Source organism: Methylomonas methanica, assembly GCF_001644035.1.
GTDB lineage: Bacteria > Pseudomonadota > Gammaproteobacteria > Methylococcales > Methylomonadaceae > Methylomonas > Methylomonas methanica_A.
Window position 1 is genome coordinate 40247 of the sequence record NZ_LUUG01000065.1, and the last position, 15431, is coordinate 55677.

15 protein-coding genes and 1 pseudogene are annotated in these 15431 nt (G+C 50.6%); 11 read left to right on the top strand and 5 right to left on the bottom strand.

What is annotated here, in order from left to right; all coding sequences use genetic code 11:
* The first annotated feature begins 28 nt into the window (after positions 1-28).
* Both dapD and A1332_RS10540 read left to right on the top strand, forming a co-directional pair.
* Complete coding sequence (dapD, locus tag A1332_RS10535) at positions 29-847, top strand: 2,3,4,5-tetrahydropyridine-2,6-dicarboxylate N-succinyltransferase (protein ID WP_064008448.1); 819 nt, start codon at positions 29-31, stop codon at positions 845-847.
* A 166-nt stretch (positions 848-1013) separates the two neighbouring features.
* Complete coding sequence (locus tag A1332_RS10540; RefSeq protein WP_064008449.1) at positions 1014-1427, top strand: hypothetical protein; 414 nt, start codon at positions 1014-1016, stop codon at positions 1425-1427.
* Positions 1428-1456: 29 nt separating this feature from the next.
* On the opposite strand, the gene A1332_RS10545 is transcribed toward A1332_RS10540, so the two are convergent.
* A complete protein-coding gene (locus A1332_RS10545) occupies positions 1457-2200 on the bottom strand; it encodes a hypothetical protein (protein WP_064008450.1) in 744 nt (247 codons plus the stop codon).
* A 280-nt stretch (positions 2201-2480) separates the two neighbouring features.
* Between A1332_RS10545 and A1332_RS10550 the strand changes: the two genes are divergently transcribed.
* The 6 genes from A1332_RS10550 (at position 2481) to A1332_RS10580 (ending at position 8472) form a co-directional block, all read left to right on the top strand.
* On the top strand, positions 2481-2918 hold the full coding sequence (locus tag A1332_RS10550; protein WP_064008451.1) for a hypothetical protein: 438 nt from the start codon (positions 2481-2483) through the stop codon (positions 2916-2918).
* 368 nt (positions 2919-3286) lie between these two features.
* Complete coding sequence (locus A1332_RS10555) at positions 3287-3532, top strand: hypothetical protein (RefSeq protein ID WP_020484624.1); 246 nt, start codon at positions 3287-3289, stop codon at positions 3530-3532.
* Between the two features lie 6 nt (positions 3533-3538).
* Complete coding sequence (locus A1332_RS10560; RefSeq protein WP_064008452.1) at positions 3539-3877, top strand: ArsC family reductase; 339 nt, start codon at positions 3539-3541, stop codon at positions 3875-3877.
* Complete coding sequence (dapE, locus tag A1332_RS10565; RefSeq protein WP_064008453.1) at positions 3877-5004, top strand: succinyl-diaminopimelate desuccinylase; 1128 nt, start codon at positions 3877-3879, stop codon at positions 5002-5004. The genes A1332_RS10560 and dapE overlap by 1 nt, the downstream gene beginning before the upstream one ends.
* 361 nt (positions 5005-5365) lie before the next feature.
* Positions 5366-7687 (top strand): CHASE domain-containing protein, encoded by a 2322-nt coding sequence (locus tag A1332_RS10575; RefSeq protein WP_064008455.1) that lies wholly within the window; start codon positions 5366-5368, stop codon positions 7685-7687.
* A gap of 50 nt (positions 7688-7737) precedes the next feature.
* A complete protein-coding gene (locus A1332_RS10580) occupies positions 7738-8472 on the top strand; it encodes a TIGR00266 family protein (protein ID WP_157203990.1) in 735 nt (244 codons plus the stop codon).
* Positions 8473-8482: 10 nt separating this feature from the next.
* Here A1332_RS10580 and radC read toward each other — a convergent pair whose 3' ends face one another.
* Entirely contained in the window at positions 8483-9157 is a 675-nt protein-coding gene (radC, locus tag A1332_RS10585) for a RadC family protein (RefSeq protein WP_064008456.1), read from the bottom strand.
* 916 nt (positions 9158-10073) lie between these two features.
* On the opposite strand from radC, the gene A1332_RS10590 reads away from it, so the two are divergent.
* The gene (locus A1332_RS10590) at positions 10074-10898 is read left to right on the top strand and encodes a PEP-CTERM sorting domain-containing protein (RefSeq protein WP_064008457.1); all 825 of its coding nucleotides are present in this window, start codon (positions 10074-10076) and stop codon (positions 10896-10898) included.
* A gap of 279 nt (positions 10899-11177) precedes the next feature.
* Here A1332_RS10590 and A1332_RS24765 read toward each other — a convergent pair.
* Positions 11178-11417: pseudogene (locus A1332_RS24765) on the bottom strand (transposase); the annotation flags it as partial.
* 260 nt (positions 11418-11677) lie between these two features.
* Positions 11678-12046: a hypothetical protein gene (locus A1332_RS10595; RefSeq protein ID WP_064008458.1), complete on the bottom strand. Its 369-nt coding sequence runs from the start codon at positions 12044-12046 to the stop codon at positions 11678-11680.
* A gap of 58 nt (positions 12047-12104) precedes the next feature.
* Between A1332_RS10595 and A1332_RS10600 the strand changes: the two genes are divergently transcribed.
* On the top strand, positions 12105-13202 hold the full coding sequence (locus A1332_RS10600; protein ID WP_064008459.1) for an IS5 family transposase: 1098 nt from the start codon (positions 12105-12107) through the stop codon (positions 13200-13202).
* A gap of 99 nt (positions 13203-13301) precedes the next feature.
* On the opposite strand, the gene A1332_RS10605 is transcribed toward A1332_RS10600, so the two are convergent.
* Positions 13302-14189, bottom strand: coding sequence for a calcium:proton antiporter (locus A1332_RS10605; RefSeq protein WP_197491439.1), 888 nt, complete (start codon positions 14187-14189; stop codon positions 13302-13304).
* Positions 14190-15206: 1017 nt separating this feature from the next.
* Between A1332_RS10605 and A1332_RS25290 the strand changes: the two genes are divergently transcribed.
* Positions 15207-15383: a hypothetical protein gene (locus A1332_RS25290; protein ID WP_157203991.1), complete on the top strand. Its 177-nt coding sequence runs from the start codon at positions 15207-15209 to the stop codon at positions 15381-15383.
* Positions 15384-15431: the final 48 nt, after the last annotated feature.

Below are 15431 nucleotides of genomic sequence, written 5' to 3' on the forward strand. Positions count from 1 at the left end.
CATTATTTCAACTTAACCCCGAGAAACCATGTCAAATTTGGAAACCATCATCAACGACGCCTTCGAAAATCGCGCCGATATCAGCCCATCCACCGTCTCAGCCGAAGTCCGCAACGCGGTTGCCGAAGTCTTGAATATGCTCGACAAGGGCGAAGCCCGCGTTGCCGAGAAAAAAGACGGCGATTGGGTGACCAATCAATGGCTGAAAAAAGCCGTGCTGCTGTCGTTTCGGATCAATGAAAACAAGGTGATCGAAAGCGGCGATGTGCGCTATTACGACAAAGTGCCGACCAAATTCGGTCAATACAGCGAAGCCGATTTTGCTCAAGCCGGCGTCCGCGTGGTGCCGAATGCGGTTGCCCGTTACGGTTCCTACATCGCCCCCGGCGCGATCCTGATGCCGTCTTACGTCAATATCGGCGCTTACGTTGATAGCGGCACCATGGTGGATACCTGGGTAACAGTCGGCTCCTGCGCGCAAATCGGTAAAAATGTGCATTTGTCCGGCGGCGTCGGCATCGGCGGCGTTTTGGAACCGCTGCAAGCCAATCCGACCATCATCGGCGACAACTGTTTCATCGGCGCCCGCTCCGAAATCGTTGAAGGCGTGATCGTCGAAGACAACTGTGTCGTGTCGATGGGCGTCTACATCGGTCAAAGCACCAAGATTTTCAACCGCATGACCGGCGAAGTCACTTATGGCCGCATTCCTGCCGGCTCCGTGGTCGTCTCTGGCAACCTGCCCTCCAAAGACGGCAGCCACAGCCTGTATTGCGCGGTGATCATCAAGCAGGTGGATGAAAAAACCCGCAGCAAAACCGGGATTAATGAGTTGTTGCGGGATTGATTGTTAGTGTGTTGCGCGGTAGATGAAGCTCTGCCGCGTAATATGCCAGTTAAAAGAAAATTGTATGGAACGGAGAATAGGCGCTAGTATTAAAGATGGCCAAATTAATCTTGAAGTGCGTTTCGGCTTATATGGCAACAGTATTTCGACAAATTAAAGGATCACCATGTTTTATTTGTTATTCACGCTTGTTGGTTTAATTTTCCTAATCTGGGCGCCGCTAAACGTGACGATAATGACCGGCTCCATAATCATTCTGATACCTACGGTCGTTCGCTTTAGTACAAAATTAATGACAGGACATGATATTTCCTTTGGCGAAGCCTTTAAAGCAGTTGTCCTTTCATTGTTTCTCCCCATCGTGGGACTACTTTGGTTGGTTTCGACGCTAGGCGGAGTTGGGGCTACTATTGAGTTTTCTGGCGTTGGATCACTCATCTTTCTGGTAGGTCTTTTTGCGGCCTATGCGCTGGGCTACAAGATAAGCCTTGGCCTAGAGTTCAAGCCTAGCATGGCAATAGCCGGACTATCGACATTGCTTTCTGGGGTTGGGTTACTGGTTATCCGCTCGTTTTTTTAGTTTACGCAGTCCTATACAGACACACCGTATCAACAATTAGAATTTAGAAATGTGTCGGCAAGCTTCAATTTCAATCTCTCCGCCCGAATCGTAAACACCATCACCAACTCTTCATCCTTTTGCAATGTCAGCGGCGTCGGCAGGCCGTCCGGGCCGGGTTGCTTACCGATAATCGGCTCGATGCAGACATACTCGGCTTTTTTATCGCTCCAAATACCAAATGCCAACGCCAGATCTTCCGACAATGGCGAAATCTCGCAAATCATGGCGACCGTGTAATCCGCTGTGCTCAACTTGGCCGGTGCCGTTAGCGATTTTGCGTGGTGTACCCTTAAGCTATCGTGCGGCAGTCCGGCGACCTCGATATGCGTATCCGCAATATCGATAATGCTGTCGGGAGAAATCGAAAAATAGGGATGAAAGCCGGGGCGAACCAGGGCGGTTTCCGACACCGCGCGAATGCGGGTGCTGACAGTCAGAGTTTTGCTGTTGAGTTCCGTCAGTTCCTGCCAATCGGTGATCACCTCGACGGTGCCCCAATTGACATCGGCCGGCGCGGTGAGGTTTTTTTGATGCGGCAGATCGCTGTCGCAAGGCGTTATGCGGTATTCGCCGTGTTTAATTGCAAAAGGCGGGGATAGTTCTTCAAAATTGGGAATGCACAGATACACGCCGCCGCGCGAGCCGCCGTCTGCTTTGTCGTGTAGGGGTTGGATAATATGAATGTCGTCTAACTGCCAGTTGATTAGGGTGCCCGTGTCGGTGAATTTCATTGGGGAAAATGTATCCTGTACTTTAATGGTTTTACGGTATGAGGTGGGACGAGCGCCGCTGCATGCTTTGCAAGCGAGCTGCATTAAGCGGATTTTCTCGGTAAAAAAATGCCATGGCGGGTATTGTAAACAACGGGGCTGAGAAAATGGCGGATTTCGGCTTGCCGTGCCGATATTTCCGCAAAGCTATGCGCCCAATTGACTAAAGATTTTCGCCATTTGTCGGACTATCGACCATGAGAAAATCAATCCGTAACCTCGGTTTTTCCAGGTAGAAACGATGCAAGCAATCGATATTTTTTCCTTGAAAAGTCACGCCGGCGAATATCAAGACTGGCCGTTGCAGACGCAGTTACTGATCAATAATCTCCCGAGTCCATGTTTTGTGCCCGGCTATCGGCTTCTACATCAATTTCAAATGCCAGCCCATGACTATCTCTTAATCTGCGATTGGGATTGCCCCTTTGAAGAAGCCACGGAGATAATCTTGCTGGATAGCCAGTTCAAGGTGTTGGCGGTGCGTTCGTTTGCTGTGCCCTACGGCTCTTTCTGGCTAGACGAGGTGTTGGTGCTGGACGAAGAAAATTTAAAACTTACGTTTTTTCAAGATGAGCATTGGCAAGTGACTATTACGCCGCATAACTTGCCTTGTTTGCACTTTTCAAGCAGAAGTTGGCTGCCAGCATTCAGAACGCGGATACAGTTGAAACGGCTTTAAATATTTTGAGTCTCCGCTTGGCGTCTCTCACAGTGAGTGTTGCGTCGGCCATAAGGGGTTTTCGGATCCGACTGATGCATTTGGATATCGAGCTGGTAAGCTAGCGTTCGCGAATCAAAATACTGCGATGCCAAGCCGTCGAATCCGGGGCTGAAAATAATAGTGCGGAGGAACGTGGCGGTAGGCGAGGGCGCGTTAACGCATGGCAAGGATGAGCGGCTATGCGTTACAATGTTGATATAAGTTTCAAGGAGGCAACACAGCATGAATGCGAACCCTTTCGATACGCTGCCTAAGCGCACTTGATTTAATTGCCGCCAGTTGCCGGCCCCGTTTTTCTCTTCAATCCTAACCTGCGAGCACACACCATGCCAGAAAATATTTCCAATAATGCCCTAATCCTCGCCCTGCTATCCCTGAACGGCGAGATCGCTATCCAAAAAGATTATCTGGAATCCGGCGAGATTCCCGAAGACGAAGTGACCGACGAGGAAGAAGTGCTGGACGATTTGGAGCAAGCCTTCATGGAATTTGTCGATGTTTACAAGGCGCGCGCCAAAGCCGATGACTCGTTGCCCAGCATCGAAGAATTGCTGGCCGGCGAAGAAGGCTAATAGTGCATGATCGTAGTTTACGGCATCAAAAACTGCGATAGCGTCAAAAAGGCGCGGACCTGGCTGGAAGCACGGCACATTGCCTACCGCTTCCACGACTATCGAATCGATGGACTGGATGCGGCTTTGCTGCAAAGTTTTGTCGATGCGCTGGGCGTGGATGCGGTGCTTAACCAGCGCAGTACCAGCTGGCGCCAATTGGACGACGCCCAAAAATCCGATTTAACCCCCGACAAAGCCGTGCAACTCATGCTGGCTGTGCCGACCTTGATCAAGCGCCCGATTCTCGATAATGGACAGCAACTGATCGTCGGCTTTAACCCCGATCAGTACCCAACCGAATAATGAGCGAAACCCTTTCCCTGTTAGAAGCGCTGATTCGTCGCGAATCGGTTACCCCCAACGACGCCGGTTGCCAGGATTTGCTGGCGCAGCGTTTGACCAAGCTTGGCTTTACTGACGAGCGTCTGAATTTTGCCGACACCCAAAATCAATGGTTGCGTAAGGGGCAGCAATCGCCGCTGTTCGTGTTTTTAGGGCATACCGACGTGGTGCCAACCGGGCCGCTGGCGGCTTGGGATTCGCCGCCGTTCGAGCCGACTATCCGCGACGGCAAACTTTATGGCCGCGGTGCGGCGGACATGAAAGGCGGCATTGCCGCGTTTGTCACGGCGGTCGAGCGTTTCCTCGCCGAGTATCCCGAACACAAAGGCTCGATAGCCATCATGATGACCAGCGACGAGGAGGGCATTGCCACTCACGGCGTGGTCAAAGTGGTCGATGTGCTGGAACAGCGAGGCGAAAAGATCGATTGGTGTTTGGTGGGCGAACCGTCCAGCGACAAGAAAATCGGCGACGTTATTCGGGTGGGGCGGCGTGGCTCCTTATGCGCCAAACTGACGGTGTTGGGTATCCAAGGCCATGTGGCTTATCCGGAGTTGGCGGAAAATCCGATTCATACTTTCGCGCCAGCCTTAAAGGAGCTGACCGAGGAAGTGTGGGATCACGGCAATCAATTCTTCCCGCCGACCCGCTTGCAGGTTTCCAATATCAACGGCGGCACCGGCGCGGAAAACATCATTCCCGGCCAGGTCGAAGTGCAGTTTAACCTGCGTTTTTGTACCGAATTGGACGAAGCTACCATCAAGGCTCGTACCCAGGCGATTCTGGACAAACACGGTTTTAAATACGATCTGCAATGGCGTTTGTCGGGTAATCCGTTTTTGACCTCGCAAGGCGAATTGATCGATGCCACGCATGCGGCGATTGAAAGCGTCTGCGGCTTCCAGACCTTGGATGACACCGGCGGCGGCACCTCTGATGGCCGCTTTATCGCACCCACCGGCGCGCAAGTCATCGAGCTGGGGCCGTTGAACGCCAGCATCCATAAGGTTAACGAACATATCGGCCTGGACGAACTGGATGTTTTAAGCGGGATTTACCAACAGATTTTGGTGAATCTGCTGGCTTAAGAATCAGGTCCTTAAATATCGGCGCTCCCTCGCTGTGGGAGCCAGACACCCCGCACTAGATTGGCTGGAAGATTGCGTCCTTTTGAATCAAGGTTCAGGATTTTGCTCTTCCTCCGAGTCTTCATGCTCCTCACATCACGGTCGCTAATGCTTTGCCCAAATTGGCGGAAAGTGGCCGAAACACCGACATCGTCCCGCAGAAAATTGGGGCCCATCCTCAATCGCTGCTCGCGTCTGTTTTGACGCCGAAATTTCGCCGGATACGAATCGTAACGGCCACGCTATACTCTTAAGGATAAATTTAGGTGTTAGTTCGGCCGACAGTTTGCTAAGGAATATTCCAATATCAACAGGGGAAAGCATGATTAGTAGCCCTGCTCAACAAAAATTATTGGCGCGTTACCGGCATTATTATCCGGCTCTCCTGATGTTGTTGGTTTCGCTGTCGGCCTTGTTTCTGGCTTGGCAAGATCTAAACTGGCGTTATCAGCAGCGCTTGCAGGAATATTTCGATTTCGAAACCCAGCGCCTTACCAGCGACATCAGCAAACGTATGGCTTTGCACGGCCAAACGCTCCGCAGTGCCGCCGGTTTATTTGCCGCTAGCCAAGAAGTGACTCGAGAGGATTGGCGCGCTTTTATCGAAATGTTGGAGTTGGATCGCAGCCATCCAGGGGTGCAAGGTGTGGGCTATGCGGTCCGGATTCCCGCCGGGCAGCTCGAACAACATATTGCTGATATTCGCCGGCAGGGTTTTCCCGACTATGTAGTCAATCCGTTAGAGCCGCGTGCCGAGTATTCCAGCATCATCTATTTGGAGCCGTTCAGCGGCCGCAATCTCCGCGCCTTTGGTTACGATATGTACTCCGAACCGATTCGACGCAGGGCGATGGAGCGCTCGCGAGACCACGGTGAGTTGGCCTACACCGGTAAAGTGGTTCTAATCCAGGAAACCAATGCTGATTTACAAGCCGGAATGTTGGCGTATTTTCCGGTGTATCGCAACGGCAGTATCCCGCAAACCACTGAACAGCGCCGCTCGGCTTTGCTGGGCTGGGTGTATATTCCGTACCGCATGAACGATTTGCTGAAAGCCATCCTGGGACAGGACTTATTGGCCTTGCGCCTGGAGATTTTCGATCAGGACGATCTCAGCGCCGATGGCCTGCTCTACGATAGTCAGACCAGCTTGGTGCCGGCAGCGTTTAGAACCCAAGCGACTGCCATGACTCGCCGTCAACGCCTGGATTTGGGCGGGCATTTTTGGACATTGCGTTACAGTGCAATGCCGGCGTTCAGCAAGACCGCCAAATTCGAACCGCCCTGGGTTGAAGTGCTGGTGTTGGTGTTGATCAGTTTTTTGCTGTTTTTTATCACTTGGGCTTACATCAATGCACGCAGAAATGCGGCGATTGCCCAGCAATTGACCGAGTCGCTGCGGCAAAGTGAAAGTCGGTTTCGCAGTTTGTTCGAAAACTCGCCGGTGGCTTATCTGGCCGTAGATAGACACGGCAGTTTATTGGACGTGAATCCGCAATTGTGCGCGCTGCTGGACTATGGCAGAGATGAACTGATAGGCCGAAAACTGTTTGAATTTATTTCGCCGGAAACGGGGCAGGATTTTCAGCTAAAGCTGCAACTGCTCAATCATTACGGTTTGCTGGAATGCGAATTGTCGCTGGTCACAAAATTAGGTCACATGCTGACCGTGATTCTCGACGGCCGCTTGCAGGGCGATAAAGCCCGTCCGGCGGTTATTCATTGCATTTTGACCAATATTACCGAACGCAAGCGCGCCGAGGATAAGCTGCAATTGGCGGCCAGGGTGTTTAGCGATGCGCATGAAGGCATCACCATCACCGATGCGTCCGGCAATATTATCGATGCCAACCCGACCTTTTGCGCGATAACCGGCTATACCCGCGATGAAGTGATAGGCCGCAACCATAGTATTTTGCAATCGGGAAAACATGATGCGGAATTTTATAAAGACTTGTGGCAAACCCTGCAAACCGAGGGTTGCTGGCAAGGCGAAATCTGGAATCGCAAAAAAAGCGGTGAGCTGTATGTGGAACTGCTGACGATTTCAGCGATGCGCAATCGTACCGGCGAAATCATGAACTATGTCGGCCTGTTTTCAGACATTACCCAATCCAAGCTCCAGCAACAGGAATTGGAGCGCATGGCGCATCACGATCCGTTGACGCAATTGCCCAATCGTATCTTGTTCAACGATAGATTTCGCCAGGCCTTGGCGCGCTGCAAACGCGATAATACGCTGTTGGGCGTGGTGTATATGGACCTGGACGGTTTCAAACAGGTCAACGACCAGTTCGGCCATGAGGCCGGCGATATATTGCTGATCGAGGTGGCTAGCCGGATAAAGGCCAATCTGCGTGAGGATGACACGGTATGCCGATTGGGCGGTGACGAATTTGCTTTATTGATGGGGGGGCTCGAATCCAAAGCGCAGTGCGAACAGGCTTTACAGCGTGTTCATCAGGCGATTTCCCAGCCCTACTATGTCGGCGGGCAAACTGCGGTGATTGGCGTGAGTAGCGGTATCACCTTATGCCCGCTGGATATGGGTACGCCGGATTGTTTACTCAGTCACGCCGATCAGGCCATGTATCTTGCCAAACAGCATGGCCGCGACTGCTATGAATTTTTTGAGCTCGGTTGAGTCCGCTCTGTAAGTATTTAATTTTTTCAACTAAACAAGAGGATATTGCTATGCGTTGCCACCAAGTCGACTATCAAATTATCGGCCATGACATTCAAATGGTCGAAGTTGAACTCGATCCCAAGGAAACGGTGATTGCCGAAGCGGGGGCGATGACCTATCTTGAGCAGGATATCGACTTCGAAGCCAAGATGGGCGACGGTTCCGGTGGGGTGATGGATAAGCTGTTTGGTCTTGGCAAGCGTATGTTGACCGGCGAATCGGTGTTTCTGACCCATTTCACCAACAGCGGCGTTCAAAAGCGGCGCGTGGCTTTTGCCGCGCCGTTTCCCGGCTCGATTGCGGCTTTGAATTTGGCCGAACTGGGCGAGGAAGTGATTTGTCAAAAATCGGCGTTTTTGGCGGCGGCATTCGGCACTCAAGTTGACATTGCCTTCAACAAACGCCTGGGTAGCGGCTTTTTCGGCGGTGAAGGCTTTATTCTGCAACGGCTGCGGGGTGACGGTATGGCGTTTATTCACGCCGGCGGCACGGTGATTCGCAAGGAATTGCGCAACGAAACCTTGCGTTTGGATACCGGTTGTTTGGTGGCGTTTAGCGGCGACATCGATTACAACATCGGCATGAGCGGAGGCTTGAAAAGCATGCTGTTCGGAGGTGAAGGCTTATTTCTAGCGACGCTAAAAGGTACGGGTTCGGTGTGGATCCAGAGCATGCCGTTTTCGCGCTTGGCGGAGCGGGTGTTGAGCCAATACAAGCCGCCCATCGGTCAAGATAGCCAGTAGCGGTTAAACACTAAAGCAAGCCGTGTTCGGCGAACGAAAAAGGCTGGCCGTCGCCGACGATGAAATGATCCAACACGCGAATATCGAACAGGGCTAGGGCCTGTTTCAGTTTGTCGGTGATTTGTCTATCCGCTTGGCTGGGTTCATTGATGCCGGAAGGGTGGTTATGCGCGAAAATCACGGCGGCTGCGTGGTGAAACAAGGCCCGTTTCGCTACCTCGCGCGGATAGACGCTGGCGCCGTCGATGGTCCCTCTGAATAATTCTTCCCATTGAATCACCCGGTGCTGATTGTCCAGAAACAGGCAGGCGAATACTTCGAAACTATAGCTGCGTAATTGGGCGCTGAGATAAGCGCGGGTGATGTCCGGGCTGGTCAAGGCGTTGCCGCGTTGCAGGATCTCGGCGAAATGGCGGCGGGCCATTTCCAGCACCGCTTGCAACTGGGCGTATTTCGCATCACCCAAACCGTTACTCTGGCAAAAGCGCTGTTGATCGGCGCCGAGCAATGCCTGTAAGGAACCGTATTCTCTCAACAAGTCTCGGGCCATATCCACCGCCGATTTGCCGGGCGTGCCGGTACGCAGAAAAATCGCCAGTAGTTCGGCGTCGGTCAGTGCGGTAGCGCCGCGTTGCAACAGTTTTTCGCGGGGACGTTCATCCGCAGGCCAGTTCTTTATGCTCATCAACTCCTCCGGGCCGTTAATTGTTGATTTTAAGCATAGAAGAACTGCTCAGAGTTTGCCATAAGGCGAAATCTAAAGGTTTAAAGGCTATTTGCAGAATGAGGTTGGATTTATGGCCGACAGTCTTGATCGTTGAATTTGATCAACTGGTTGGAATTTGACTTTCGGATATCTCTTGGCTTGGTTGATTAGAGATTGATCGTCTTGTTACGGCCGATTCTGTTGAAAAAATCGGTTTTCAGTCAATTTAGGCCAATTTTGACAGCGTTATAATTCTTAACCTATTGTTTTTAATGACTAATAATTTTTATAAAAAGAGCATTTTTGCAAAACTGCCCTTTTTCAACACAATCGGCCAAAAGCTGTCTCCGATCAAGCAATTTCAATGGCATCTAAGGCTTCGTTTACCGCCATATGATAGTCAGCGCATAAGCGATAGCGTCATGCATCGAGAGGCTTACCCATGGCGGCGGATGACGCTACGCTTTTTTTCCCTACGGCCCTGTCGGGTTACGCTACCTGACTGACAATGAGTTTCTTGGATAAGCTCAAGTTATGACTAAAAGGGTAATTGCTAACCTGGGAAAAAATGGAATTTAACTTGGATATAACCCCAGTTATCCAGTTAAATTAAACTATGTTATTTATATTATTAGATAGTGTCGGTTCTTTGCTAAATAACACAGTTTAATAAAAAGTTATTCTGTTGGTAACAATGCTCCCTTATTTTTTCCCGTTAATTTAACGCCGAATAGCTATTAAGATATTGTTTTAATAAATTATTTTATCTGCTCTAGTAAGTAATCTGATAGCAATTTTTATTGATTTTTAATTGGCGCGTTTAATGCTTGAAACGCGACAGGATTAAAAATAATCTTACAAAATAACAATTTTGACTTAATAGCAAGGATAACGCATGAATCATTCTAAATACTCCTTTACTAAACTATTGGCAGCGTTATCGCTTGCGCCTATAGGTTTCATCACGCCGTTATCAGCGCATGCCACGGTATTGCAAGCCAGTAGTGGTGGAACCTTTACCTTTAACCTGGACAGTGCCGCTCTAGGAAACTATGCATTTGGCAGTGTTTTAGGCACTAACAACTACTACATATCATCATTTTCCAATACCGCAGCGTCTGATCCCACAGTAGTCTCAGCTGCTGCTTTCTCTTCCACTATCGGTGCAACTCCAATTTCAGCGACTGATTTGGTTCATGACCTTACCCCGGTCGGCACTAATCCAGTCGGTCAGCTTGCCGGACGGCATGTCCAAGCAACCACGGCAGGTTTTAGCATAGATTCAAGCACGCTGGCTGGGGTTGCCGGTGAAAAGCTGGGTATGACCGGTATGCAAGGTTTTTATATTCCGAACTTTAATGGCAGCCCAAGCAAAATGTATACTGGCGATTTTTCGCTTCAGTTTGATTCTACCCGAACCAGCAATGGCAGATCAGGGTGGTACTTGAATAATAACGCTGGTTTTACTCTGGCTACCTATGATTTAGCAAATTTAAATGCAACCGTTAGTGATGCAAATAATTGGCTATTAACTGGCGACCTGTTGGTGGCCCCAAGCTTAGCAAACATGCTGGCAGGGCCCGCTTATACTGACGTGGGTGGTTTTCGGTTAGGGGTTGGTTCGTACAGCGTATCGTCTGTTCCAGTGCCCAGCGCAGTTTGGCTCTTCGGTAGTACAATTGCCGGTTTTATTGGAATTAAACGTCGTAAATCTGCGTAGTTTCTAGATCTCTTTAAAGAGAGATTGGCCAAGGATGGCTTCCACACCACATTCCTGCTGACTATCCCTTCCCATTCGATTAGCCTTGACCATTCAAGGCCTAACGATTATCCCTTTTTATCCAGATAGAAAGGAAATTTCAAGCTCGAAAATCCCTTCAAAAAATTGGAGAGAATCTACTTGAAGCGGTAGTTTGATTACCATATTGCCCCTAAACATGAAAAATCAGCAATAACTGGTTACTTGAAAATTCGTTCGATCACTAGGGCTGTTGCCGTTTTACATGGGCAACCATATAAAAGCGCAAGCCAAAGCGATGACGCTTTCAAAATTGCGTTTCAGTTTGTCATACCGCGTCGCGATGGCTCTGAAATGTTTCAGCCTTGCAAACACATTTTCAACCAGGTGGCGATACTTGTAGAGGCACCAATCCACAGCATCGTTGCCAATGGTCGAATTCTGCTTTCTTGGAATGATTGGCTCAGCACCTTTCTCTCGAATTTGAATCCGTAAGGGTTGGTGGCCTCAACCTATCGGCCAAAAGCGGACCGCTGTGCTTCGGCCCCAGTGACCGCAGTGGAATGGATAGCCGCCTATGGTGTTTATGATTGCACGACCGGGGCAGGTTTTTGCGTAGCCTCGATGTAGCGTTAGCGGAATCGAGGTTGTCGACTAACATCGGCAATTTTTAAGGATGTTGGCCTTCGAATGCTCGATTCCATGGAGGCTACTTGCTTTTTTCAGGATGTCTATTACGACCTCCATATCACGAATCATGGTTAGAACAGCAGTAGACCGAACACAGCAAACACCGTCAGGTGCACGTATCCTTGAATCAGTGACGTGCGCTGCCCATTGAAAGTCAGCACGCTCAAGGCTGCGGTGATGATGAAAAGCACGATTTCTGCGTTGGTGATTCCCATAATCACCTGTTTCCCGGTGATCAAACCAATGACCAGAACCGCCGGAACAGTTAGGCCAACGGTGGACACGAAGGCGCCTAGACAGAGATTGATGGCCCGCTGCATTTCATCGTTCATGGCCGCCTTGACAGCTGTGATCGACTCTGGCGTAAATACAATGATGGCTATGAAAACCCCACCCACGGCGATAGCAGGCTGGTGAAAAACTCCCAAAGCCGCAGTCATCAAGGCACATGGCCTCACCAAACAGGTAAAATAAGGCATCTAAATTGGAGAGGCTCCTATGCGCGGACACGATGCCATTCAGAACAGTTGGTTCAGCTATGTCAGCCTGGAAGACCGCATTCCCAAACAGCATCCGTTACGTCGTTTACGTCTCTTGGTTGACGGCGTTTTGGCCTCAATGGATGCGGTTTTTGCCGAACGTTATTCACGCACGGGGCGTCCGTCGATTGCCCCCGAGAAACTGTTGCGGGCCCTATTGTTGCAAGTGATCTATACCCTCCGTAGCGAACGGCAGTTGATGGAACAGTTGGACTACAACCTGCTGTTTCGCTGGTTTGTCGGTCTGGGTATTGACGATACGGTGTGGGAGCGCAGCGTCTTTAGCGCCAACCGCGAACGCCTACTGTCTGAAGCCTTGAGCCGCGAATTTTTCACCCGAGTGCTGGCCATTGCCGAATGGCAAAACCTGGTGTCCGACGAACACTTCAGCGTCGACGGCAGCCTGATCGAAGCCTGGGCTTCACACAAGAGCTTTGTGAAAAAAGACGGCAGCGGCCCCGACAAACCGGCGGGGCGCAATCCCGACGTCGATTTCAGCGGTGAAAAGCGCAGCAACGCTACCCATCAAAGCACGACCGATCCCGAAGCCCGGCTTTACAAAAAAGGCGAATTCACCGACGCTAAACTGCGTTACATCACCCACGCCCTGTCCGAGAACCGCAACGGCCTGATTGTCGATGTCGAAACCACCCAGGCCACCGGCACGGCGGAAATCGAAGCCGCCCAAAAGATGATCAAACGCCGCGTCCCCCAAGGGGGTAGCGTCGGCGCCGATAAAGGCTACGACCAAGTGGGATTCGTCACCGAACTCAAAGCACGAGAGGTCAAAGCCCATGTCGCCCGTAAAAAGACCGGCAGTGCCGTCGATGGCCGCACCGCCCGTGGCAAAGGCTACGCCCAAAGCCTCAAGCGCCGCAAAATCGTCGAAGAAGCCTTCGGCTGGATCAAGACCGTTGGGGGCTTGCGTAAAACCCGTCATATCGGCTTAGCCAAAGTGGCCGGTCAAGCCTTGTTTTGCTTTGCTGCCTACAACTTGACGCGGCTGCTGAACTTACTGGTGTTCACGCCGAAACCTAGGTGGGCTACGCCCACCTAGGGCGAAGTGCGCCTGAATACCGTCCAATGACGGCCTCAGGCGGATAAAAAGCCCTTGAAACGAGGGCAAATTCGCTAAAACTCGGTTTGATGGCCGATTTCAACGCAAAAAATTACCGCAGGCTTGGGTAAGGGGAAATATTCGGGAGTTTTTCACCAGCCTGATAGGCGCGCCGGTAGCGGCAATGCCATAGTCCATGACGATAGCAAGGTAGTGAGCGAGCAGAACGATTGGGAGAATCAGGGCCAGCAGAACGCAGGCGCGAATCACAAGCGTGCGCGGAGCGTGTGAGCCGGATGTGGAAATACAGGTGTCCTGCTCCGTCTGAAGGATATTCATGGCCTTGATCGTCATCGACCCTTGCGGTGGCTGAACGAAGTACCGCCGATGGCTGCGCATCTGCATCCAAAGGAAAACTCCGTACAACAGCCCGGTCAGGACCGAGATACCAACCGCCTGTGTCGCCGAGAAATTTCCTGCAACGCTTGTGTAATTGGGCAGCACAAGGGCGATACCGGTGAGAAGAACGATCATTGAGAGGTAAGCGACCGCACCTTGGGCATTTAACTCTTGGTCGCCATGACAAGCCCAACCGGCAATTAGGCAAATGCCCATCACCAGATTCAGAATGATCATCATCGCGGCGAAAATAGAATCTCGCCCGATGGTCGGAAACTCTCCGGGGCCAAGCAGCACTGATACGATCAGGATCACTTCGACCGCGACGATCGAAAGCGTAAGAATCAGCGTGCCATAGGGCTCGCCCAGTTGATGTGCCAGGTGGTCGGCTTCACGCACGACGCCAAATGACGCAGCCAGGATGGTAATAAAGAGCACAATGAAGGCAGCGGTTGCCGTAGCCGTGCTCAGTGGAACACCAAGCCAGTCTGCGCCAAAAAGCATGAAAAGCCCCATGATCAGCCACGAGCTAAGCAATCTGAACCAGGTAATTGGTGGGATGATTTGTTGCTGTCCAGATTGTTTCATTGTTCTTCTCTCCCGTTTGCGTGGGCACTTGCAACGGGAATCATGTGACTTGGCGTGCTTGTCAGCTGGACACGATATGCCCGTCTAGTCAGGCCGTGAGTAATATGGATGCATATTGTGCCTAAGTTAACGCAGTATGGCTGAGTCCCACGAGCATTTAGGAATCGGGTTAGGTCGGAAAGATGGTGCGTAAGTACATAGACGAAGGCAAGAAGGCCAGCCATTATATACTCCCTTAGAAGTTTAGGGCCGTCCCTTTGTTGTGATGCAAACCCGAGGTCGTCCTCAATTCGGTTTGGATTATTCTATTCAAACGTCCGCATAGTATCAGATGAAGTTTCGGCTAACCAGGACATTTGCCAGAAAGAGGCATTCAGCTTCTATACCTGCATACAACGCCTGATGCCCATGTTTCACAGCACAACAGCTTCACCGATTAGCCCCGCCAACGTGTGGCTTAGCGTTACTTGGCCTAATTTAAATACAACTGCCGGGAATTAGCCGATCCAAGGCGTTCAAAATCTGGCTGGGTTTGTAGCGTAATCGGTGACGGGTTGGGGATCGGAATACGGACCATAGACACACAAATCACATGATCTTAGCTATTATTGCCTATTTTCGTACGAATCCTTACGATCCCCGTACCTTACGATACGCTTGGCTAGTATTTATTATTTTTATATATATCATAAAGTTAGAAAGGTTTCTGCTTAGTATTTTATTCAACAATTTTACGGCTTCTAGCCAGCCAGAGATGACATTGGCTTATAGGTTTTCGGTACGCCTCATTTTTGAATCGCTCTTTTTAAATTGCTTCCAAATGAATGCCATTTATAGGAGTGGCTTGAAATTGACTGGCGGCATTTGGTTGTTAGTTGTCATTTGAAAATGCGGGGTGTGCGGCAGCAAAGGGTCGGTAACGAGCATTGGCAGCCCAACCAACTATTGCTCATAACAAGTCAGTGCATTTTTAAACGATCAAACCACATCTTGCACAAAACGGCGCGATTAAAAAACATGAGCCGTTCTGATTTCCAACCCTACAATGCAAATAGCTGGTTTAAATTGCTACAGTTTTCAGTAGCAGCAAACCAGAGGTTTTTGCCGTCAGAATGGGTAACGACCATGACTTTGCTGATGGTCGGCTATGTCTCGCTGGCCAAAACTAATGAAATCCAACCGACCAATCGTTAGAAAATACCGGCGCGTACATATGTTGAAGGGGCCGAAAGCCCCTTCCGT

Excerpts from the sequence above, each read along its gene's own strand:
- A1332_RS10580 (WP_157203990.1), top strand. The coding sequence starts at position 7,738 with ATGCGTTGCCACCAAGTCGACTATCAAATTATCGGCCATGACATTCAA.
- A1332_RS10555 (WP_020484624.1), top strand. The coding sequence starts at position 3,287 with ATGCCAGAAAATATTTCCAATAATGCCCTAATCCTCGCCCTGCTATCC.
- A1332_RS10545 (WP_064008450.1), bottom strand. The coding sequence starts at position 2,200 with ATGAAATTCACCGACACGGGCACCCTAATCAACTGGCAGTTAGACGAC.
- dapD (WP_064008448.1), top strand. The coding sequence starts at position 29 with ATGTCAAATTTGGAAACCATCATCAACGACGCCTTCGAAAATCGCGCC.
- A1332_RS10600 (WP_064008459.1), top strand. The coding sequence starts at position 12,105 with ATGCGCGGACACGATGCCATTCAGAACAGTTGGTTCAGCTATGTCAGC.
- dapE (WP_064008453.1), top strand. The coding sequence starts at position 3,877 with ATGAGCGAAACCCTTTCCCTGTTAGAAGCGCTGATTCGTCGCGAATCG.
- radC (WP_064008456.1), bottom strand. The coding sequence starts at position 9,157 with ATGAGCATAAAGAACTGGCCTGCGGATGAACGTCCCCGCGAAAAACTG.
- A1332_RS10560 (WP_064008452.1), top strand. The coding sequence starts at position 3,539 with ATGATCGTAGTTTACGGCATCAAAAACTGCGATAGCGTCAAAAAGGCG.
- A1332_RS10605 (WP_197491439.1), bottom strand. The coding sequence starts at position 14,189 with ATGAAACAATCTGGACAGCAACAAATCATCCCACCAATTACCTGGTTC.
- A1332_RS10550 (WP_064008451.1), top strand. The coding sequence starts at position 2,481 with ATGCAAGCAATCGATATTTTTTCCTTGAAAAGTCACGCCGGCGAATAT.
- A1332_RS25290 (WP_157203991.1), top strand. The coding sequence starts at position 15,207 with ATGAGCCGTTCTGATTTCCAACCCTACAATGCAAATAGCTGGTTTAAA.
- A1332_RS10595 (WP_064008458.1), bottom strand. The coding sequence starts at position 12,046 with ATGACTGCGGCTTTGGGAGTTTTTCACCAGCCTGCTATCGCCGTGGGT.
- A1332_RS10575 (WP_064008455.1), top strand. The coding sequence starts at position 5,366 with ATGATTAGTAGCCCTGCTCAACAAAAATTATTGGCGCGTTACCGGCAT.
- A1332_RS10540 (WP_064008449.1), top strand. The coding sequence starts at position 1,014 with ATGTTTTATTTGTTATTCACGCTTGTTGGTTTAATTTTCCTAATCTGG.
- A1332_RS10590 (WP_064008457.1), top strand. The coding sequence starts at position 10,074 with ATGAATCATTCTAAATACTCCTTTACTAAACTATTGGCAGCGTTATCG.